Annotated in this window: 15 protein-coding genes; 11 read left to right on the plus strand and 4 right to left on the minus strand. The window is 57.4% G+C overall.

Annotated elements, in window-relative coordinates; genetic code table 11:
- Positions 1–2 precede the first annotated feature (2 nt).
- Genes G7064_RS20945 through G7064_RS20955 form a run of 3 tightly spaced genes read left to right on the plus strand, consistent with a single transcriptional unit; the run spans position 3 to position 2295 of the window.
- Complete coding sequence (locus tag G7064_RS20945; protein ID WP_133271068.1) at positions 3–533, plus strand: hypothetical protein; 531 nt, start codon at positions 3–5, stop codon at positions 531–533.
- Positions 511–1233 carry a metallophosphoesterase gene (locus G7064_RS20950; protein ID WP_133271069.1) on the plus strand — a complete coding sequence of 241 codons (723 nt, stop codon included), beginning with the start codon at positions 511–513 and terminating at the stop codon, positions 1231–1233. Before G7064_RS20945 ends, G7064_RS20950 begins: the two co-directional genes overlap by 23 nt.
- A gap of 21 nt (positions 1234–1254) precedes the next feature.
- Positions 1255–2295: a hypothetical protein gene (locus tag G7064_RS20955; protein ID WP_205703386.1), complete on the plus strand. Its 1041-nt coding sequence runs from the start codon at positions 1255–1257 to the stop codon at positions 2293–2295.
- A 53-nt stretch (positions 2296–2348) separates the two neighbouring features.
- On the opposite strand, the gene G7064_RS20960 is transcribed toward G7064_RS20955, so the two are convergent.
- On the minus strand, positions 2349–3377 hold the full coding sequence (locus G7064_RS20960) for a hypothetical protein (RefSeq protein WP_133271070.1): 1029 nt from the start codon (positions 3375–3377) through the stop codon (positions 2349–2351).
- Positions 3378–3799: 422 nt separating this feature from the next.
- Between G7064_RS20960 and G7064_RS20965 the strand changes: the two genes are divergently transcribed.
- The 6 genes from G7064_RS20965 to G7064_RS20990 all read left to right on the plus strand — a co-directional run bounded on the left by G7064_RS20965 (position 3800) and on the right by G7064_RS20990 (position 9648).
- The gene (locus tag G7064_RS20965; RefSeq protein ID WP_166075289.1) at positions 3800–5269 is read left to right on the plus strand and encodes a DUF2339 domain-containing protein; all 1470 of its coding nucleotides are present in this window, start codon (positions 3800–3802) and stop codon (positions 5267–5269) included.
- A gap of 265 nt (positions 5270–5534) precedes the next feature.
- The gene (locus G7064_RS20970; protein ID WP_166075290.1) at positions 5535–7196 is read left to right on the plus strand and encodes a hypothetical protein; all 1662 of its coding nucleotides are present in this window, start codon (positions 5535–5537) and stop codon (positions 7194–7196) included.
- The gene (locus G7064_RS20975; protein WP_166075291.1) at positions 7178–7858 is read left to right on the plus strand and encodes a DUF2339 domain-containing protein; all 681 of its coding nucleotides are present in this window, start codon (positions 7178–7180) and stop codon (positions 7856–7858) included. Before G7064_RS20970 ends, G7064_RS20975 begins: the two co-directional genes overlap by 19 nt.
- Positions 7859–8055: 197 nt before the next feature.
- Positions 8056–8370: a hypothetical protein gene (locus G7064_RS20980; RefSeq protein WP_166075292.1), complete on the plus strand. Its 315-nt coding sequence runs from the start codon at positions 8056–8058 to the stop codon at positions 8368–8370.
- Between the two features lie 50 nt (positions 8371–8420).
- A complete protein-coding gene (locus G7064_RS20985; protein WP_166075293.1) occupies positions 8421–8870 on the plus strand; it encodes a hypothetical protein in 450 nt (149 codons plus the stop codon).
- A gap of 214 nt (positions 8871–9084) precedes the next feature.
- The gene (locus G7064_RS20990; RefSeq protein WP_166075294.1) at positions 9085–9648 is read left to right on the plus strand and encodes a hypothetical protein; all 564 of its coding nucleotides are present in this window, start codon (positions 9085–9087) and stop codon (positions 9646–9648) included.
- Between the two features lie 526 nt (positions 9649–10174).
- Here G7064_RS20990 and G7064_RS20995 read toward each other — a convergent pair.
- A complete protein-coding gene (locus G7064_RS20995; RefSeq protein ID WP_166075295.1) occupies positions 10175–11584 on the minus strand; it encodes a hypothetical protein in 1410 nt (469 codons plus the stop codon).
- 591 nt (positions 11585–12175) lie between these two features.
- Between G7064_RS20995 and G7064_RS21000 the strand changes: the two genes are divergently transcribed.
- On the plus strand, positions 12176–12874 hold the full coding sequence (locus tag G7064_RS21000) for a recombinase family protein (protein ID WP_166075296.1): 699 nt from the start codon (positions 12176–12178) through the stop codon (positions 12872–12874).
- 366 nt (positions 12875–13240) lie between these two features.
- On the opposite strand, the gene G7064_RS21005 is transcribed toward G7064_RS21000, so the two are convergent.
- Positions 13241–16402: an SIR2 family protein gene (locus tag G7064_RS21005; protein WP_166075297.1), complete on the minus strand. Its 3162-nt coding sequence runs from the start codon at positions 16400–16402 to the stop codon at positions 13241–13243.
- Positions 16403–16872: 470 nt separating this feature from the next.
- Positions 16873–17001, minus strand: coding sequence for a hypothetical protein (locus tag G7064_RS22850; RefSeq protein WP_262888659.1), 129 nt, complete (start codon positions 16999–17001; stop codon positions 16873–16875).
- Between the two features lie 797 nt (positions 17002–17798).
- On the opposite strand from G7064_RS22850, the gene G7064_RS21010 reads away from it, so the two are divergent.
- Positions 17799–22628, plus strand: a complete 4830-nt coding sequence (locus tag G7064_RS21010; protein WP_166075298.1) for a DUF3320 domain-containing protein — start codon at positions 17799–17801, stop codon at positions 22626–22628.
- The last annotated feature ends 18 nt before the right edge of the window (positions 22629–22646 follow it).

Here is a 22646-nt window from a genome sequence, read left to right on the forward strand (position 1 = left end):
CCATGATAGTCCGGGCCTTGATCCGCCAAAGTGAACGGCAGTTTGACCAGCAGCCCCGCCAGGTGCAACCGGTCTTCTCTCCTCACCTTTTTACTTTGGGGGCGCGGTGGATGTTCAGCCAGCTGCCGGTAAAGGAGCCCACAACTGCATATAGGGTTGACGCTTCCCCTAACTTCGGCTGGTATGGCTGCTTCAAATATGGCCTGAGTTTGCTGGCCTTTGCCGCTTCAGGCTGGGCGCTGGGCCATATAAGCCTGCTGCTGACCCCGCTCGCGGTGCTGGGCTTCTACGTGATGGAGGTTCATTTCCTGTTTCTGTTTCCCCTGCTGCTGGATGGGGCGCAGAATCCGCTGCGCACCAGTATGAAAGCAACCTACCGAATCGGCCTGCTCAGCGCCCTGCTAGGGGTGCTGCCGATCGGCGGGTACATGCTTTCGGGGCTATTGAACCGGCAGCAGCCGTTTCGGCGCTGGCATATTGGCTGCTTGGCCGTACTCCTCTGGTATCAGGATGAAGTTAGAGATCGGCTATAATCACGCCTTCGAGGTGCGGCACGCCTGCTACGTCGCCCCCAGCGGGCTCGAGTTCACGGTGCTCTACCTCTCCGACTTGCACCTGAACCGGTTCAGTGGCCCTACCGTCCGACGGCTGGAGCAGACCATCGCGCGGTTGAACCCACGGGTGATCCTGCTAGGGGGCGACTACGTGGACAGCGCCCAGGGACTGCAGCACTTCACCCGCTTGGTGGAAGGTTTGGCGAAGCGCGAACATGTTTTCGCCATTGCGGGCAACCATGACTTGTTTTTTGGCGTGCAGAAAATACAGACGCTGATCGAAGCCCACCATCTGGTGTGGCTGGCGGACGAGCCCGTCGAGATTGGTATCGATGGCCGCCGGGTCCAGATCACGGGTAACATCGCCCGTGAGCGCGCCGCCGGCGTGGATTTCAGCATTTTATGCCTGCACCAGCCCGTAGACCTGACGGCGGTCCACCCCCATTTCGACCTCGCTTTTGCTGGCCATTTGCATGGCAGCCAAGTCGTGTTATGGCGTTCGGCCCAGGGCCTGTTCCCCGGCCGCCTATTCTACCGGTGGAATCGGCTCCAGGCCCGGGTGGGCCATTGTCTGTACCTGATCAGCAAAGGCCTGGGCGACACGCTGCCCCTGCGCTACAACTGCAAAAAAGACGTTGTGCTCGTCACCCTGACGGCGGCCCCTCATTCCCTTCGTTAAACTTACTTAGTTACCCACCCTATGAAGTCTCTATTGGCCATTGCGCTGGCCGCCGTGTACGGGTTACTCACTCGGCTCTTGTTTGGCTCCGCCAACGGCTTGCTGGAAATCATGAGTGTCACGTTCCTGTTTTTGGTGCCTGTACTCATTGGCTTTTTGACCATTATCCTGACGCCGGCCGCGAAAACCACCTCAGCTACCGCCGCCTTCTTCCGGCCTTGGCTGACCAGCTTGGTATTGCTGCTCGGCACGATCCTGTTCAAGATCGAGGGCACGATTTGTTGGGTCATGATTTTCCCGATTTTCGCGACCTGCGCCGGCATTGGCGGCCTGCTCGCCTTTGCGCTGCGCAAGGCCAGGACCGATGGACCAAACAGCGCGGACGCCCCTGGCTGGCAAAAGCCCACGGGCATGAAGGTGTCGCTGCTCGTGGTGGTGCCGCTGGCGCTGGGGCTACTCGAAGGCGAGAACGCGTTAGTCCGCCAGCAGCTGGTTATCCAACGGGCCGTGACGCTACCGGCGCCCCCCGCAGAAGTCTGGCAGGCGCTGATCGCCAGCAAGGTCGTACGCCCGCCCCAAAGCCCCACGTCGTTGTCCACCCTGCTGGGGTTTCCTAAACACGTGCGGACCACGCTAAATACCGCGGGGGTGGGCGGCAAACGAACGGCGTACTATGAAAAGGGCTTATCCTTTGAGGAAACGATTACCCAGTACCAGCCCGCGCGCTTGCTCGTGTTGCGCGTCGATGCAAATCCCGCTGCCATCCCGGCGGCGGTCATGGATGAGCATATTCTGATTGGGGGCAAACACCTCGATATTCTGGAGGACGTCTACGCCTTGCAAGCCTTGCCAGCGGGCGGCACGCGGCTCACCCTGTCGAGCCGGTTTACGATCAACACGCCCTTTAACTGGTATGCCCGTCTGTGGGCGCATTACCTGATGGCCGATATTCTGCAGGGCGAGCTAGACCTGCTGCAACAGGAGATACCCCACCGGGCGTCACGCCCGTGGGCGGTGATAAACGACGGGATGAAAGACGTGGAGGAAGGGAAAAGCTATTAAACAGCTGGACCACGTCTTCAGCGTGGTTAGTTTACCAGGCCACAGCACCCGCTTCAGGCGCTGCGCCGACGCGGCCAGCGCGAGCGCAACGGGTTGGGCAGGGGCTGGTTGCCCGTCCATTCCCTGCCCTCGGTGGACAGGTACTGCTGGTAACGCTCGGGCTCAATGCGGCGGCGGTCGACGAAGTACAGGCCACCGCGGAAGCCCCGCCGCCGCACCCAGCTGTTGATCAGGTAGGCGTGAAGGCGCTCGAGGGAATGAAAGTCGCGGGTCGGCACCCCGAAGTCCCCTTGGAAGTAGCTGCCGCCCATCACCGGCGGGCGCACAATGCCGGCCGCGTCGCCATGGCGCAGCCGGCTGATGTCCGCTACCCAGGCCCCATTGATAATGTTCACGGCCGGGTAGGGGGAGGGGTTGCCCCACATGACTTTGCGCCCCGCCCCGTTGACATTGGCAAACCAGGGGAGGTGGGACATAACAAAGGCGGAGAAATAAGCAAACTCCTGGGGGTCATAGTGCCGCTCGCGAAAGACGAGCGTGACCTCGCGGCGCTCGACGCGGATCAGGCGGCGCAGCTCCCGGCGAAAGCGCGGGTCCGCCAGGTACTGCATGGCTTCGGCAAAGGTGTTGAAGAGCAGCGTCAGGCCGTTATAGTGCACGGCGCCGTGCAGGTAGTTAATGGCATGGGGCATGCGGCGCTGCGGTCCATGGGGAATCTCGGGCGTCAGGATGGACTTACGCACCATGCTGGCCAGGAAACGGCCGACTTTGCCCACGATGGCCTCGTCTGGTTCGGGCACGTAGTCTGGCGTAGCCCAGAGGGTGCCCACCGGGGTTCGAAAGACGATGTTACGCGGCCATATCAATTCCTCTTCCTGCGGTATCAGGCCGGTCACCCAGGGGTGATCGGCGGTGAGCAGGCCGGCCGGCAGCTGGTGGATAGACAAGAGGCGGAGCACGTGAAAGGCCCCGCCCGTATTGTGAATCAGGTTGCCGCGCACGATGTTTTGCGTCATGAAAAAGGCTTCTTTCAGCCGGTCGCGCTTCCGGGCATTCACAGAAGAAGCTGTAATAGTCGGCATAGCGGGGGAAGAAATACGGGTAGCAGTTGACATGGCGGGGATGGGGGAGGAGGAGCAGACGGAGCTCAAGGTACGCATAACGGACAGGCGTGAGCAGCGGAAAAGCAACGAATGGCCACGCTGGCAATAAAGCTTCAAAAGTAACATTTATAATTTTTCATAATACTATATAAAGTTTTTTGTGTAAAATTATGGCATGGAAAACTTTTTCGTGCTGGTAGTACTCGTCGTAGCCGGTGTTGTTTACCAAAAATTCTCCGCTCGCTTGCTCGACCTCGAGCAACGCTTGCGCAGCCGGGAGGAGGAGTATACCCGCCTAAGAACGATGGTGGATAGCCTGCGCGAGCAACTCCAGAACCTACGCACGGCCGGGTCCTCTCGGGAGCCCGAACCGACTATTCCCACGCCACTTATACCCCCCGTTGCGCCACCTATCGTTTCCGTGGCTCCCCCCACCGCTCCGCGCGTGGTCCCCTCCGTGGAGCGGCCGCACCCAGCAGCAACCGCGCAACCAGCTTCCCCCGCCATTCCCGCGCCGACGCCAGCTCCGCGGCCAGTGGAGCCCCTGGCTTCCCCGCCGCCGCTCACATCTCCAACTTCCGTCCCGCCTCCGTCGCCCCGCGGCCCCTTACAGCACCCCAACCCAAACCACTACCTGTGCCCCAGCACCTCCCGCTGTACCACCCCCGCCCACGTGGTGGGACCGCACGGAGCAGCTGGTGCTCGACAACTGGACGGGAATTCTTGGGGCGATCGTGCTCGTCACCGGCGTGGGCTTTCTCGGGGTGTATACCGCCTTGCAGGTAGCTCCCCCCGTGCGCTTTGCGATGATTGGCAGCTTCGCCCTCGCTTTACTGGGGGTCCAGCACTACCTGCGTGCGAAACCCTTCGCCTACCGCCTCCACGTCTGGCTGCAGAGCAGCGCGGCAGCCATTTTCTTGTTTGCCTGCGTGGGCGCGGTGAGCGTCCCGGGCCTGCGCTGGGTGGAGCCGCCCTTTTCATACCTCGTGCTCCTGGTGGGCATTGCCGCTAACCTCTGGCTCGCCTGGGCTACCAGCCGCGAGGCGGTCGCTACCTTACATGGGGTGCTGAGCCTGGTGGCCCTGGCCGTGCTGCCTCCCACGCTGCTACCCCTGGGCGCCGCCGCCGGGGTCACGGCCTTTAGCATTGCCATTACGTACCGGCAGCGCTGGAAATTTCAACTGCTGCTCAGCATCCTGAGCTTTTTTGCCTTTCACCAGTTCTGGATCTTCCAGCAGCAGGCGCCGGTGCTGGGGGCCGCCCGCTGGGGCGCGATGGCGCTGGTACTACTCGTCGGCGCGGCCGCAGCGGTGGTGCAGTACCGCCGCGTGTACGCCCACCAGCAGTTTGATGCCCTGCTCTTCGCCGCCCACGTGCTGAACTGGACCGCCCTGGGCATCAACCTGTATAGCTACAGTACCGGCTCGCCCTGGAAGACAGTACCGCTGGGCCTGGGTGCCCTGCTTACCTTCTGGGTAGCGCGGCAGGCGCGGCAGCTAGGCATTCAGTGGCTGTTTCAGACCGACACCATCATCTCCCTGCTGCTGGCCTTAGCTACGGCCTTTTCCCTGCAGGGCTGGCACGCCACGGGCAGCATCATCCTGTTGTTTATGCTGCTGGAAACCCTGCTCGTGGCCTTTATCATGGCCCGGGAGGGGGAAACCCTGGTGTTTCAAGTAGCTTCCTGGGGGCGCTGGCCTGCGGGGCGCTGCTGCTGGGCCTCAACCTGTTCTACCTGCGCGACTACGCGGCGGCGGAGTTGCCCCGTAATGCGTGGCTGCTGGTGGGGGCGGGCCTGGCGGGAGCGGCCTATTTTCGGCTGGTTGCCCTGCCCGATAGGCTCACCGACGGGACCGAAGGAATGGGCGTGACAGGACAGGCGTTAGCCCGCCGCTTTGGCTGGATGGTCGGCGTCCTCTACGGGGGCGGGGCGCTCCTGCTCGCGCACGCCTTATTTGGCCGCGCGCACCCGCCGGTCGCGGGCTTACTAGGGGCCGCCGCCGCGGCCAGTGGGGCAATCTTTGGGGTGGCCTGGTGGCTGGGCCGCACCTGGCCCTGGTTTCGCCTCCTACACCTGCTGCTGGGGCAGACCATGCTGCTGGTCGTCCTGGTCGGGTTGCATAAAGCGGGCCTGAGTTGGCCGGCCACGGCCCTACTCGTGTACCTGGAAACGCTGCTGCTCACCGGGCTGCTGGCCCGCGGGCAGGAGCAGCCCGCCGCGTTGATCTACCTGAGTACTGCCCTGCTGACGGGCGGCTGGTTGATGCTGGTCAGCCTGCAGGACGTGGCCTTTTTACCTATCGAGTCTCTGGGCCGCAACGCCAGCCTGCTCGCGCTGGCCGGCGGCGTGACGACGCTCTTCGTGCCCTTCTGGAATCGCTTTTCCGGGGAACAGGAAGAGGAGGCCGTCCCCGGTGGTCCGTGGCCCCGCGGCTCTCGTACGCCACCGGCGGGCTGGCGGGGGGCCAATGGATCGGGTGTGCTGCCCTGTTGCTGCAAGGCTTGTTCGGCCTGGCTCACCCACCCGTAGCCGGGCTGATGGGGGGGGCAGCCCTGGCCGCGGGCTGCGTGTTTGGGTTGGCCTGGTGGTTGCGCACCACCACGGCCTGGCTGCGCGCCGAGCACCTGCTGGTGGGCCAACTACTGCTGACGGTCGCTCTTTTGGGCTTGCACGAGGCGGGCCTCAATTGGCCGTTGACGGTGACGCTGCTTTATGGAGAGGTACTGGGGATGTTGCTGCTGCTCGCCTGGCAGCGGGAATGGCTCGTGTACCGCGTGCTGCTCTACGGGTCGCTGGGGCTGGCTGGTCTGCTTCCCCTCCTCATTTACCGTGGCAGCCCGGGCCTGCTCAGCCCCGAACAGCGGGCGCTGCTCTTGGTGCTGGCGGCCGGCGCGACCACTGCGACCCAAGCACTGCTGCACCGGCAGGCGGCCCCGGCCTACGATGCGCTGCCCTTCTCGTATCTGCCGATTTACCGGCTGCGGCTGCTGGGCTTTGCTGGCGGCGGGCTGCTGCTGGCGGCGGGCGGCTTGGTCTACCAGCACACGTGGGCTAGTGGGCTGGCCGTGGCCCTGGGCGCGGGCGGGCTGCTGGTGCGGCGCAGCCGGCCGGTGCCGGGCTTATGGATGGGCCTGCTGGTGGCCGCCAGTGGCTATCATCTGCTGCAGTGGAGCTACGTGCTGGGGGGCGACGCCGCCGCGTGGCGCAGTGGGGCGCTGCTCGTTTACCTAGGGCCCCTCTTGGCCTTGCCCGGGGTGGGCCTAGCCTGTTCCTGGTGGGAGGCGCGCCAGCAGCACACTCGCTGGCCGTGGCTTTACCTGCTGGGCCTGCACGCCGCCGTCCTGGCGTGGGCTGCCCTCGCGCCTCACTCCCCGGCGCTGCCCGTGCTGGGCTGGCTGGGCCTCGCGGCCGGCGCGGCGGGAGCCGCCCACTGGCGGCGGCCGCGCGGGCTGGCGGCATCGCCGCTGCGGCCGGATGGTAGTCCCGATCGCTATTTACTGCACCTGACCTATGGCTTGATTGGCCTAGCGCTGGCCTATCACTTGGGGCGGCTGGTTCCCAGTCACGCCCTGCTGCTGCAGGTACCCGCGCGCCGCGTGACGGCCACCGCCCTGGTGGTCCTGCTCGCGGGCTTCGCGGCCCTGCGGCCGCCCGGCCCGGCCGCCCCTACCGGAGCTGGCGCCTGCTGCACCCCTTGCTGCCGGAGGTCACGCTGCTGCTGGCGTCTTTCACGTTCGGCTGGGAAGTGCGGGCGCCCTGGCAGCCGCTGCTGTGGAGTATGGCCGCGTTGCTCTTGACCCGCGGGGGGCGCCTGCTACCCCCGCGCCTGGCCCGGGTGCGGGTCTATGGGCTGCTGTTCTATGGAGCTGCGGTGCTGAGCAGTTGCTTTGTCTCCCTAACCTACCTGAGTCCCGGGCAATGGCTCCGGGTAGACTGGCTGGTGAGTGCGGCGGCCCAGATGGGGCTGTTTGCCTACGCGGCCCTGGCCCTGCTCGGCGCGAGCCCGCCCGCGGCCGCCGTGTGGTGGCCGGCGGGACTGCGGTCTCTGGAGCCCTTAGAGCAGCTGCAACGCCAGCCCCGGCGCTTAGTACCCGTGCTGCTCTACCCGGCCTTTGGCGCCCTCACCCTGCTGCTGGTGCAGTCCTTCGATCAGTCCATCCTGACCGTGTTGCTGATGCTAGAAGTGGTGGGCATCTTTGTCAGCAGCTTGCTGCTGCGCCGGCAGGACCTGCGTTACGTGGCTCTGGCTGGCATTGCCTTTTGCTTGGTGCGCTTGGTCTTCTTTGACCTGCGGCAGAGCGGCACGATCGCGCGGGCCGTCGTCTTTATCCTGATGGGCCTGTTGCTGCTGGGCATGAACGCGTTGTATGCCCGCTTTAAAGATCGCTTTGGGGCGGTCGCCCTCACGGCCGAGGTCGCCGCCGAGGAGCCTACCCTACCTCCAGAAGAAGAGGGATAAACTCCGTCACCACCGGCTCGTGGCGGCTGCCCTCCGCCCGCTGGTCATCGTCTACCTGCTTATCTTTCCCCATGCCTTTGCTTCCTAGTTCCGATTCCCCTCCGGCCGCCACCCTGGGCCTCCAACAACCAACTCCTGCCCCCGGGCACCCGGCTCATACCCCCTCGAGTCGGCGGGCCCAGGTGGGCGGAGCCGTCGTGGCGAAGCTCCTGCCGCTGCTGGCCCTGCTCGACACTATTCAGCCCGCCGTGGCCAGTGACTCGGTGTTCCGCGTGCGCCGTAAGAAGATCCAGGCCCACCTGGCGGAGGTCCGCGCCGAGCTGCACCAGCCCCGGCCCAAGCGCCAGGTGCTGAGCCATGCCGTGCAGGCCCTGACGGAGCTGGTGCGGGAGGAGGCGCGCGACATCAGTCCCGATGAAGTCAAGCAGGCGGCAAAGGAGGTGGTGCTGGCCACCCTGCTCAATGCCCCGACCCTGCTCAAGGCGGCCCACCAGGCCCGCCTGCTCTCCTAAGCAGGGTAAGCCTCGCGAACCTTAGGACGAACACGGCTTGCTACCTAAGCATGATCATTTTTTACCAAGCAGTATACTCCGTGTACCTGAACTTCCTCTTTTCCTTTCTGGCTGTCCTACTACTCAGCTGCGGGACGCGGTCGGTGGGTCCGGTCATCACGGCTCAGCAGATTGCTTGCCTGAATAAAGACAAAGCCTGGGTGCAGCAGTCGATTACCGCCCAGCAGCAAACCTTCGTGGGCAGGGAACAGGACGTGTATCTGTTTGCCACGCCGGAGGGGGCCGTGCTCGGCTACCTCTTCGAGCAGGGCGAGTGTTCAACCGTCATGACCCAGGTGCCGGCGGGCCGCTTGGCGCAGGCCGAAGCGTTTATCGCGGCCGAAGTCAAGAAAAACTTCGGACCCATGCTCATCAGCCCGGCCAACGTGCACTACAAGCTTTACACGGCCCCCATCTGGCAGGACACGGAAACTTACCTGGTCGCCCAAGCCCTCCATTAAGCCTATGACGCCACCCCAGCGTCCCACCAGCCCTTGCGAGATGGGCGGCTGGAACCAGCGCCACCCCAGTTCGGCTCCCCGCCCTTCACTGGGCCCACCTGCCCGCCTACGGGCCTGTATTACAAGAAAACATGTGCTCGGTTCACCTTGCCAAGATGCCTTTCGTTTCGCTGTTTCTTACGCCTCGGTTTCCGACGCCACACTACTCTCAGGCATGCATCCTTTCCTCCTGGAAGAGAATATGGTGTTTGTCTTTTGGGGCCACGTGGTGGCGGCTGGCGGGATCCTGCTCGGCATCCTGCTGCTGGTCCTCGCCATTAACCGGATCCAGCCCGACCCACCCGCCAAGGCCCTCGCGCTGGTGAGCACACTGGCGGAGGTGGCCGCGCGCCCGCACGGTCCCCGCACGCTACGAGCTTGGTTTCGCTACCAGTGTCAGTTGAATTTTCAGGCGGGTCTCACCCCTGCGAGCCTCGAAAAAGCGGGCGAACCGGGCAGCCACCGACTCGTGGAGATTACTCAAGCGCTGCAGCAGGCGGGCCACCAAGCCGTGCTGGTAGCCCTGCTGGGCGATGCGCTGTACTTCATCGATTTATGGGCCGCCCACCTGCTGCTCGCCCAGGCCCGGCCGAGCGAGCCCATCCGCGCGCAGTGCTTGGCCGTGATCCGGGCGTACGCAGCCTATCCGCAGCTCGCTGCGCTGGCCCGCGAACAGCAGGCGTGGCTAGCCCAGCAGGGGGAGGAGGTAGTAGCGAACTCCACGGTTCGAAGCGCCTAGCGGGGGGCGATCTTCCTGGTGGTGGGTACCAGTACCATTTACTTATCGGAACCTATCAACTCCCATCGCTAAGGACTGATAAAGCCCTATTATAATGCTGCTTTATCCTTTTCTTTAACGCATAAAAAAGCCCCAACCGCAAGGAAGGGGCTTTCTCTTTTAAATGTGACTTACTATGCCTCTTGCGGCCCTGGCTCCGCGTTTGTTTTCGCCTTAGTATTTTAGTTTCCGGCGTGGAAGCCTCAACAGAAGCGGTTTCTGGCGGATTCCCTGTAAAAAGGCCGCTATTGCGAACTGCGGCCTTTTTTTATGCTACTTCATGCATAGGGGCAGCCCTCGTTACTAAACGCTTGGTATATGAACTACTCTATCGTTTTCTATGCGCTTAGGCTTTGTACTTGGAGGTGTGATATGCCCACTGGATGCCTAAAAAGAGATAACGCAGCAAGATGCCACCGGCGATAAACCTAGATGTTACTGCCATGCTGGAAGGCCGGCGGCGTGTCCTGCTGCGGGGGCCTCGTAGTTAAGGGGCTGGTACCACCGCTAAGGCGACATCCGCGTGGAGGGCGGGCAGGCGAATAACTAGGTGTTGCTGGTCGGCTTGTAAGAGTAGCTGGCTGCTGAGGTGGCCATCCTTGGTGTCCCACACATACACGCGGTAACGACCCGGCGCAAGCCCCGGCAGGGTGAGTTGGACGGCCAACGGCTCGAGCGGCCGCGGACGGCCGGCCCGCGTCGTCAGGGCATCGGGACGGACGAGCCAGACGACGGCTTGGTGCGCATCACCACTAGCTATGCACTGGACGGCCGTCGTCGACAGCTGCACCGCAGGCGGCACAGTGCCCCGCTGAAACTGCGCCCAATTCAGCAGGTTAACAAAGCCGGCCAGGCTGCGCTGGGCCGCCCGCATGCCCTGAGTGAGCACGTGCGGGGAGCGGTAGGGCCAGCGCAGCCCGCCCCCTACTCCCCCGGCCGCCAGGTGGGCCCACTGCATGCAGCGGAAATACTCGTCGTCGAAGGCTTCGGGCAGCTGTCGGCCGCTTTTGAACGTGTCCAGGGGCCCGTGCTCGCTGTCGAGGAAAGGGCGGTTAGCGGGCAGTTGCGCGAGGGCCTGGTGCACGAGTGCCGCGGTCTGCAGGGCGGGGTCCAGCGCGTTTTTGGGCCGGCTGATGGTCGCCGCATCGTAGAAATGGGAAGTGGCAAAATCCAGATCGGGATGGCGAAACACGAGGTCGTCCAGGCCGGGGTGCGCCGCCAGCAGGGGGCCAAAGACGGAAACAGTTTGCAAGTGCGCCCGCCCAAAGCAGCGGGTTTCTACGGCCCGCAGGTGCTGGCTCACGTCGTGCATGAAGTCGGCCAACCCGGCCGCGTGGTGGGTGGCTCGGGCCGGGGGCAGCTCGTTCCACAGGTCCCAGGCAAAGAGGACCCCACTGCCGCCCCAGCGCTCCGCCGCGAAGGTGAGGCGATTCTTGATCGCGGCCCGCATGCGGGGGCAGCGCAGCCACTGCGTCCGGCTGGTACCCGGTCCCCCGTGCGCCTGATGGTAGGGATGGTGGCGCCAGCGCCGCCCCATCCAGTAGGTGTCGAAGGGCGTGAGCAGCACCCGCAGGCCAGCCTTCGCGCACAGGGCAAATAGGTCATCCCACAGCTGTACCATATGCGGTTGAAACCGGCCGACGGGTCGCTCCAGGTAGCGGTGCTCGGTTTGGCAGTACTCCAGCATCAGGCGCAGGCAGGTCACGCCGTGGGCGGCCAGCCAGGCGAAGTGCCCCTCCACGGCCGCCAGGTTGCGGCGTTGAAACAACCCCGCCAAATCGGGCCACGTGATGGCATCGTTCTGCCCAATGGGTGTCCACGGCTGACCCTCTTCCGTCAGAAAATAAGGGGCCGTAGGCGCCACCCGAATCCAGGGCAAAAAAGCATGTTCACTCATTTAAAAAAGCGGCCACTACAAAGCGGCTCAGGTGAGCGCGGCCCCGTGGTTCCGAGGAGGGCCCGGGTCAGGAGCGAAACTACGGAATGGTTGTTCAAGCAAGGGGGAGGAGTCGACGGCACAAAGAAACGATGAATGAAGAGTAAGGGGTAGCCTGTTCCCTGTTTATTTATGAGAGTGGTGGAGGGGAGGCAGGAGTTCCGGCAAGTGGATTGCACATTTCTTCAAAATATTGCACCAAATTATTAAGTAGCCAATTTGCACTCGAAAATATGCAATGCTATTAATTAATTAAACATTATTAAGATCTGTATCATTATTCCGACTAGTACAAAAGGGTGATTATATACTTTGCATTCAGCAAAGTTACTCTTGCATATTTCGGTTACCCTGTACAGTTGTTGAAGGAACGTTTAACAAGTGTACAGGACAATTACCTTTGGTGTATCTTTGCTCAATCCCAAATTCATAAGTACATATATATTAATCTATACTAACAAAATCCTGGGTTAGTCAGGGAGGAGCGTCTATCCTTTTTCCAAGTGTCCTCCTGTACATTCATTGTTCACCTTTACTCTATATATAATAGGGATGCGTAAATACGTCGCGTACTACCGGGTCAGCACCGCCCGCCAAGGGGCCTCAGGGCTCGGGCTGGAAGCGCAGCAAGCGGCCGTGCAGACCTTTGCGAAGGATGGCCTGATCCTGCAGGCGTTCACGGAGGTAGAAAGCGGCCAGCAGAACCAGCGGGTGCAGCTGCTCGACGCCATTGCCGTGGCCAAGGCCGCCCGGGCCACCTTGCTCATTGCCAAGCTGGATCGCTTGTCCCGCAACGCGGGCTTCATCTTCGCCCTGCGCGACAGCGGGGTGGACTTTACCTGCTGCGACATCCCCGATGCCAATTCCCTGACCGTGGGCTTGTTTGCCATCCTGGCCCAGCACGAGCGCGAGACCATTTCCACCCGCACCAAGGATGCGCTGCGGGCCAAGAAAGCCCGCGGGGCCACGCTGGGCACGCCGGCCAACCTGACCGAGGTGGCCCGGGCGCGCAGCATTCAGGTCCGGCAGCAGAAGCGCCAGCAGGAGCCCGCCCTGCGGCAGGCGTTGAGCTTGATCACGCTCCTGCACGCGCAGGGGGTGGCCTATGCCGCCATTGCCCGCCGGCTGAATGCGGCTGGCTTTACCACCCTCCAGGGCAAGCCTTACTCCCACGTGCAGGTCCAGCGCATGCTGCAGTACGCGCACGCCGACCAGGCCCGAGACCAAGGTACGATTACGCCGCCCGCCTAGCTATCTTATCCGGTGGCTGTCAAAGCACTGCCAAGACGGGCAAGGAAGACCACAGACATAATCCGCCGCTACACCCGCCTCGACAACGTGCGCCAGCAAAATCCCTCGCAGAAATTAAGCCTCTAATTAACAGTAGTTAAAAATGGAGCAGAAAACTAGCCTTTCTGGCCTAACTACATTATATACATTCATCTATCAGTATAAGTCTCACATAACCATTCGGCTTCCTATAATTTTAGTTCAACTATCTAAATCATAGGAAGCTGATAAACTAATTAAATAAATCAAGTATTGTCTCAGTAATATATGGCGTACAATTATACATGAATATGTATAATTGTACGCCATATATTATATAATATTTCATTAAACTAAAGCTTCATCAAACACTTCTGCTCTTATCCCATTAAATGAAAATAGAAGTTTGACTTTACATCGAATACCTTGCTCAAATTGAGAGGATTGACCTTTAACAAATGGAAACCTTTCTTGCAAAACAGGAATTTTAGCAAGCGGAAAGCCTTTATCAGTTCTATGGACGATAGCTTCAAATATTTCATCTTCGCCTGTTGTCGACTCTTTCCATGTATAGTGAAAATCAGGATTAATTTGCGCATAATTACCTTTAAGGCCTCTAAGGTATCTCTCAGCTTGTTTAAAATGTCTACTGTAGGAGTCTGCTATGAACATAAAGTAATCATATCTCAAAGTGTTATCATCAGCTAAACTACTATAATCTTTAGCTATTCGATAAAATTTAATTCTAATATTAATGTTATGCAGGTTCCGTCCATAGTATTTAAAGAGAAACTTTGTTACTTCTTCAATATATGAATATGCTTCAATTTCATCGATTAAGTTTTCAGCTTCTCCTTCTTTTCCATCACTAATAAGATAATTGAATTTTAAGATTAAAATGTACGGTCTAATCCTTTCATCTTCATATGCTTCATCTAAATATTGAAGATAACCTGATCTACTTTCGAACCCATAATATTGAATATATTCTTGTTTAACTTCAAAAACTTTATTTAAATTATCCGTAACCAGTTTTTCAGCTAGGTCTAGGAGGTCTTCGATTTGAACTTGAATTCTGACAAAATTTAGATCGGCTTCAGTTAGATGCCCTAGTTTCCACATTAACATCTTAATATAGTCTACGTAACTATAGGAGCTAAATTGGTCAATAACTTGTTTCAGCTTGAATAGTGCCTCAGCTTCTTCCAGGTAAGTTTCTACCTTATAATAATCTTCTTGCTCGTCGTATAGTAATTTTGCGATCTCAAAGTTAATTACTCCTCTCCTATGTAAGAATCTATGGTTACGCTTTACCAAAAGTGACTCAGCATATAGAAGAGTAGAGATTGCTTTTTTAAGGTTTTTTACATCTCTTCTATATTGTAAATTCATTGCATAATGTAAAAGAAAGTGGGGGTCATCAGATAAGGAATCATGACAGGTATCGTATAGATAATTTATTTTGCCAACCGGAAAAACCTGCTCTAACCTAAGACTTTTAAGCAGGTCAATGCTAAGTTTAGAAGATTTTTCGCCTGGAATGATATTAGAAAATATCTTTCGATACATGTCAAATCTTTCATCTTCACGACCCAAAAACTTTTGAACAACTTTTTGAGCAATTAAAGGATGTTTTGTTTTAAAGTATAAATCTGGGTCTAGACCAGTACTTTTTGCATCTACCTGAAGTAGTATTCCTTTGCAATCAGTTTTTAATACTTCTTTATTAAAAACTTCCCAATCTTTAGCAACTAATGATTTCAATAAGCTTACAGGCATATGAATCTTATATTGATGCACAAGACAAGTATAGAGGAATGCCTTCTGAGCAATAGGTGGTAAAGCCCGATACGCTTCATATAGATCATTTTCATGCGCCCCGCCTTGAATCAGGTTCATTAAAGCTAAAAATGTATCGCTTGAATATGACTTCTTTATTTTTTTTACTAGTTCTTCCTTTTCATCGGTATCTCGGAAATTAACTAAATCCGATCTTTTTAATTTATCTAATAAATTATTAATCTCATCATGTGATAGTTTAGAATCAACATTGACTTCGCAACTATTAGTAATTGTTTTATTAAACTTAAATCGCTCTAATACGTTTTCTCTAATGGGAGCAACTATTACAATATTAACTTCACTTAGCTGAACTGAGCTTAATTGAAAGCGTATTTCTTGCATTGAAATAAAAACACTATTTACTTCAACATTATTAAAAAATATAAAAACATACTTAGGATCTAATTTTTTAATTAATTCTACAATAGAATTGACCTCAATCTTTGTGTGATCGAGTACTTCAAAAGCAACAGCTTTTAAAGCTTTGTTTTGCATAAACTCATTAATTAATCTATATGCAAATGTCGATTTTCCGGTCCCAAATGATCCTTTTAAAAATACTACAGGAACTATCTCAGATTTGCCTTTATTAATAAATTCTAAAATTTCATTACAAGATTCGGATAATTTATCCCGTCTGATGACATCGAAGAACTTTAGGATTGTTTCGTATGATGGTTCCTCACCCTTATAAAATTCTTTTTCATCGACAAACTGACCACGATATTGCGCATTCAACTGCGTAATCGTATGTCCTATTTTAGCCTGGAGTTGGGCTGGTAAATAAACTTTTGATTCGTTGCTATCAGTATATTGGACTCTTAACGCTTTTGCAATATGTACACTATTTTGCTCAACCCATTCTTCATACATTTTGAAGAAAATGCTAAAAGAGGTTTTTATAACAATAATTTTATTTGATTTAAGAAAATCTAGTTGGCTATCATTTACATAGGGGTCGACACTATATAGATACCTTCTTTCTTTGTAATTATATTTATCAAACTCTTTTAAGAGTTGTTTAGCAAATGGATCAGAATATGAATAGCCTATGCTAATAAATTCGATCGCATCCGACATATTTTTTAATTCGCTTAACGCTAATTTATAAAACCTACGTGCTTTGTTAAAGTCGTCGGTAGAAAATACAAGAGGATATTCCTTTTTGTCTTGAATACAACCATTAAGCTTGATGTATTTGACTTCATTCTGCGCTGTATGATAATTATATGCAGAATGCTTCCTAACTGGCACAAGCTTATATTTTTCTTTTAATGTTCCAACTATAGCATCATATGCTTGCTCTACGAGCAAATCATAGTTGGTTGTGATTATATTCCTCCATGGAACGGATGCTAGTGTTTTATGCGCTTCAGTAATGCGTATTTTACGTAGTACGTCATCAACGATATTATCAAAGTCTCGTCTTGTAACACCTTGAGTTTGTTGTAAAATATCAACAAACTCAATTAAATCTCGTGTACCAAAATCTTTCTGTACTTTTGCTTCAAAAAGATCAATTAGTTGTGGACCTAAGTATTTACTTTCATCAGTAACTGATGCCCCTGCTCCTAAGAATAGAATTGTATTGCCCTCAGCCATTTTAGCAAATAGTCTATGTAACTGCTGTAGCTGCTCTCCTTCAAACTCTAAGATGTGGTTCTGCATTTAAATTTATTATATTAAAAGTTTAGCTGTGTTTAATCAAAAAAATTAGTACAGCTGTTAGTTAAACTCGCCCTTTCATTCTTATTAAGTTTACAAGATAACTAAATGCCTTGATGGTACTATCCTAGGTTAATAACTTTGATGATCATCATTGACCATCTCTTGGAGATGGATTCCGGTTTGAGTTAGTAATAAGTATCCGTATGAATCTTTCCTCGAACCACCTTTTCCTTTTCTAAATTGATCCCAAAAAGACTTATAACGAGGGCCCTTTTTCGTCTTGTATCCCTACATCAACGCACGTTCATTTGATGAAATATGTAAGGTACGATGGCCCACACGCCAATTGCTAAATTCAATACTCTACAGTACCTCTGTCCACCAGTTCTTAGCACCTACCTAATGACATACCCTAGCCCAGTAGCTTATAGGGCGTCTATGGTGCTGGTACGGGTCTGTCTCCCCTTATGCTAGGCAAATGCAGCCAGCAAATGAATTGTCAACTCGTCGGCGTAAGTAGTGTCCACGGTCTTGAACTTCACCCGTCTTTCCATCAGGGGGGCAATGAACCACCCGTTGCGCCCCAATCGGTCGAGCATGGCAGTGGTCAGAATGGCTTTATTCTTGTGCTATTAATTAAGCGCAGCCAGCAGTTGCTGACGTCTGTTTTTCCTGTCCCCCTCAATCTAGGGGTCAGGGGGTCAGAAGTCGTGACCCGATAGCCCGCTCCGCAAACAGACGAACCGCCTCCTGCCGGTCAGTCAAAACTCGGTAATAAGCGATAGCAGTTTTCAGGTTAACTAATTTTTTTATCTTTGATTTATTCCATTCAATAGCGAGAAGGCATTCTATTTCAAGGTCTTAAAAACAAGATTTAACCCTAAAAACCACTCCTTATCATGGCTATTAAACCTGGTCCAAAACCGAAAAAAGAAGATGGTACCCCTGACAAAAGAAGACGGGTTACTCCGGAAAGCCAACCGAAACACCCCGCTTTAAAGCCCCATAAGCATAAGCCAGGCGAGTAACTGGATTACGTAATTTGTTAAAGCCGTACCATAGGGATTTCACTTGCAATCCTTCTTGGTTGATTAATCAAGAACTCTCGCACCAACTCCTAGGAGTTGGTGCGAGAGTTCTTAGGTTTTGGAACCTTCGCCAGTGGCCGCGTTTGTCGGGCAGCCAAAGTGCAAGCCTCCGTTACTTACTTACCTTACTACTCGCTTCTTTTGTCAGAAATAAACAGTCGTGTGCTCTTGAGCTGCTGGCAGAGAAGATGCTATTGGACTTATTTCTTACTAATATTCTATTTTATTATGCTTTTGCTGAAGGTTGTGTAACCGGAGCCAGTGCACTACCTTGTCAGCCCGGCGTATATACCTTTCTATTGTTATTCGTGGAATTAGAATCTTTACCCTCTCCCCTAGCAGCCTCTTCCCTCTCCACGAAACTCGAAGCATCCCGCCAGGAGCTGCTCGACCTGGGCCTGCGCAACCCCCTGCTCAACTTTCGGCTGTCCAAAGCGCAAGGCGTGGCCATTGTCCAGGAAGAGGCCGCCCCCGCCTACGATGTACTGGTACGACAGGGCAAAACCATGTATTTCCAGGCCGCCCCGGAGCCCAAAAAACAGGGCGATAAAGCCCTGGCATTGGATGTATCAGTCGGCAACACTACGGAGGAGTTGGCACCGACTGATCCGAAAACCGTTAGCCCAGAAGCGAATCAGCGCACGGAAGCCGAGCGCCAAGCCTTGCTCACAGATACCAAGCTACAAACCGCCGAGCCGCTAGCCAAGCTGGAAAGTCGCCTCCTGGCTACCTACTACACGGCGCGCACCAGCCTGGAAGAACAGGGCGTGAACATTCTCTACCTGGCCTTGGGCATGCTGACCTGGTACGAGGCGGAAAGCAGTGAGGAGCCCCGCCAGGCCCCGCTCGTACTCGTGCCTGTGCTGCTGGAGCGCGGCACGGCCGCCGAGCGCTTCAAGCTGCGGCACACGGGCGCCGAAGTAGAAGGCAACCTCTCGCTGCAAGCCAAGCTCAAGGCCAGCTTTGGGATATCCTTACCCCTGCCGGAGCTGGACGAGGAAAGCAACCTGGCCGACTACTACGCCGCCGTCGCGGCCGCTATTCAAGGAATGCCGCGCTGGAAGGTTAACATCGATAGCCTGGCCCTAAGCTTCTTCTCCTTCGGCAAATTCATGCTCTACCGGGACCTGGACCCGGCTACCTGGCCCGCCCAGGCCAATATTCTGGATCACCCGGCTATTGGCGCCCTGCTGGGCGCGGACACCGGCTTTCGCGATGCGGCCCCCTCGGTCAGTGATACCGCCTTCCTGGATACGGAGAGCCCCGCTGCGGAGCTGCACCAAGTACTCGATGCCGATTCCTCCCAGCTGCTGGCGCTCTTGGCCGTGCACGAGGGTCGCAACCTGGTGATTCAGGGACCACCCGGTACGGGCAAGTCCCAGACCATTGCTAACCTGCTGGCCGAAGCCATCGGCGCGGGCAAGAAGGTGCTGTTCGTGGCCGAGAAGATGGCCGCTCTGGAAGTCGTGAAACGTCGCCTCGATGCCCTCGGCCTAGGGGTTGCCTGTCTGGAGCTGCATTCGCATAAGGCCAACAAGAAGGCCTTACATGATGAGCTCAAGGCCACCTTACAGCTGGGCCGCCCCGCCACGGCGACGGCCGTGGAAGACCAGATGGCCCAGCTGCCCCGCTACCGGGCGGCCCTCAACGACTACGCGCTGGCCGTCAATGCCCCGCTGGGCCGCAGCCGGCGCACGGCCCAGCAAGTGGCGGGCGAGCTGCTGCGGCTGCGCGAAGAGCGCGGAGCAGTAGAGCTACCGCGCCTGCCCTTTGCCCAGCTAACGAGTTGGACGGATGCGGACGCGGCCCACGCCGAAGCGCTGGCCACCCGCGTGCAAGCTACCCTGCGCAAAACAGGCGCGCCGAAAGAGCTTCTCTTCTGGGGCAGTGAACTTACCGTGCTGCTACCCGCCCAGCAGCAGGCGCTGATCCCCTTGCTCAGCGCCGCCACGAGCGCCGTCACCGCGCTCCAAGTGGCGGCCGAGGCCCTAGCTCAGCACCTAGGCTACCCCATGCCCCCGGACCGGGCGGCGGCGGAAGCATTGCTACCCTCCGCTCGGCACGCCCAGCTGGCACCGCCTTTGGCTGGCACGGCCGTCGCGGATCCGGCGTGGGGGCAGCAAACTGCCCACCTCACCGAAGTGCTCCAAACTGGGGAAGCCTACGCGGCCTTACACGCGCAGTACGAGGCCACCTTACTACCTGAGGCCTGGGAGAAGAATTTACTGCCAGAACGGGCCACGCTGCTGACCTACGGGGACAAATGGTGGAAATTCCTGAACGGAGAGTACCGCCGGGCGCGCAAAAACCTGCAAACGCTGTGGCGCGACCCGCTGCCCAAGGCGGCCGCGGACCTGATTCCGGTGCTGGATGCCATCCACGAAGCCACGCGCTACGAGCTGCTACTCACGGAAGCAACCCCACTACTGAGCCGCCTATATGGGGCGGCTTGGCAAGGAGTGCGCTCGGAGTGGAGCACCCTGCACCGAGTGAAAGAGTACGTCACCCTTACCCATCAGCGCATGCAGCGGCAGGAGTTGCCTAGTGCCTTACTCGCTTATCTCGGGGCGGCGGCCAGGACGGAGCCCGGCCAGGGTGCGCAGCTCACCGAGCTGCTCATCCGGCTGGAAGGGGCTCTTACCCAGCACCGGGGCACGGTGCAGGCCGTAGCCGATGCCCTCGAGATGAATGAAGTGCGCCGCTTTGGCGCTGAGGGCCGCTTGCAGTTTCAGTCCTTTGCCTATCAGGTAAAAACGTTAAATGCCTGGGCCGCCGACTTGCCGGCCCTGCGTCTGATGACCGAGTGGAACAACGTGGCGGCGACCATTGAGGCCGAGCAGCTACCTGAACTCCTGCTGCTGGCCGAGAGTTGGCCGGCAGCTGTGGACTTGCTCGGCGTCGCTGTGCGGCAGACCTGGCTAGAGTATTTGCAGAAGCTGGCCTACGAGCAGCACCCGGCGCTCCGGCAATTTGAGCGCGCTGGCCACGAGGAGCTAGCCACCCGGTTCCGCCAAGCTGATCGCGACAGCCTATATCACAATCGCATCCGGGCCATGCGCTACCACCACGAGCAGCTCCCCAATCCCTTCGCCGGGGGGCAGATGCTGCTGCTCAAAAATGAGTTTGCCCGCAAACGCGCCCACCTGCCCCTGCGCAAGCTCATGCAGCAGGCAGGCCACGCCGTGCAAGCTATTAAGCCCATCTTTATGATGTCTCCGCTGTCGGTGGCCAGCTATCTGCCGCCGGGGGCCGTGGAGTTTGACCTGGTCGTCTTCGACGAAGCCAGTCAGGTCAAGCCCGTTGATGCCCTGGGCGCCGTCGCCCGGGGCAAGCAATTAGTCGTCGTGGGCGACTCGAAACAGCTGCCCCCCACGTCCTTCTTTGACTCGCTGACGGGTGCCAGCGAGGCGGACGAGGAAAACGTGACCGCTGATATTCAAAGCATTCTGGAGCTGTGCAAGGCTCGCCAGATGCCCGAGCGCATGCTGCGCTGGCACTACCGCTCCCTGCATCAGTCCCTGATTGCTGCCTCCAATCACTTGTTCTACGAGGACAAGCTGGTGATTTTCCCCAGCCCCGGCGGCCAGGGGCAGTTGGGCCTGGTCTACCACCACCTGCCCACCACGTACTACGAGCGCGGCACGACCCGCACCAATCCCGCGGAAGCCGCGGCCGTGGCCGACGCCGTCCTGCACCACGCCCGCACCACGCCCAGGCTGACCTTGGGCGTAGTCGCCTTCAGCACGGCGCAGCGCCAGGCCATTCAGGATGCGCTGGAAGTGCGGCGCCGACAGCACCCCGAAACCGAGGCCTTCTTCAACCGCCACGCCCACGAGCCCTTCTTTGTCAAGAACCTGGAAAACGTGCAGGGCGATGAACGGGATGTTATCCTAATCAGCATTGGCTATGGCCGCACCAAGGATGGCTACCTGACCATGAGCTTCGGGCCCCTGAACGGGGAAGGCGGGGAGCGCCGCCTTAACGTGCTGATCACCCGCGCCAAGCAGCGCTGCGAGGTCTTTACTAACCTCACGGCCGATGACTTGGACCTGAATCGCACCCGCGCCAAGGGCGTGGCCGCGCTGAAAACCTTCCTCACCTTCGCTCAGCACGGCCGGCTGAACCAGAACGAGGAAACTGGCCGGGAGATGGAGTCCCCCTTCGAAGAAGCTGTGTACCGCGCTCTCATCGCGCAGGGCTACACGGTACGTCCCCAGATTGGCTCCCAGGGCTTTTACATTGACTTAGCGGTCGTTGATCCCGATCAGCCCGGCCGCTACGTGCTGGGCATCGAGTGCGACGGAGCCATGTATCATAGTGCCCGCTCCGCCCGCGATCGGGACCGGCTGCGCCAGCAGGTACTGGAAGCGGTCGGCTGGCGCCTGCACCGCATCTGGAGCACGGACTGGTTCCGGGATCCCGAGCGCGAGACGGCGCGCGTCGTGGCCGCCATCGAGGAAGCGCGCCGCCTTGCGGCCCAGGATGAGCCTGACGAGCCCGAGCTGGAAGTTACTGTAGAACCAGCAGCCTTGACCGGTTTGGCAAGAGAAGAACTGGTTGAACCTTCTGCGACCCTTGCTAGCCTCCCCTACCAGGTAGCGCAACTACCCGCCCTCGTGGGCCAGCAGGAGTTACATCTGCAGCCCATCGGGCGCCTGGCGGCCTGGGTGGCGGAAGTCGTGGCCGTGGAAAGCCCCGTGCATGTGGATGAGGTGACCCGCCGGCTGGCCTCGGCCGCTGGGGCCACGCAAGTAGGCTCGCGCATCCGCGCGACCGTCGCCGGGGCGATCCGGCTGGCGGGCAAACTGGGCAGCATCCGAGTTGAGCAGGACGACTTTCTGTGGACCCCCACCATGGGGCCGACTGCCGTGCCGCTGCGCGACCGATCAGGGTTGCCTGCGGTCTCCCGGAAGCTCGCTTTCGTGGCCGAGGAAGAACTGGCTGCGGCAGTCAAAATGGTCGTGCGGCAGAGCTTTGCCATTGAGCCGGACGCCGTTCTGCTGCCCGCTGCCCGCCTGCTGGGCTTTAGCCGAATAAGCGAGGAGCAGCGCCAACAGCTGCAGGCTATCACGCAGAATCTGGTGGCTAGTGGGCAATTGCTGGAAGTGAATGGGGTTCTCAAACCCCTGGACGCATAGCTTACTATCTGATTTATT

It is taken from the genome of Hymenobacter sp. HDW8, from assembly GCF_011305775.1.
Lineage (GTDB): Bacteria > Bacteroidota > Bacteroidia > Cytophagales > Hymenobacteraceae > Hymenobacter > Hymenobacter radiodurans.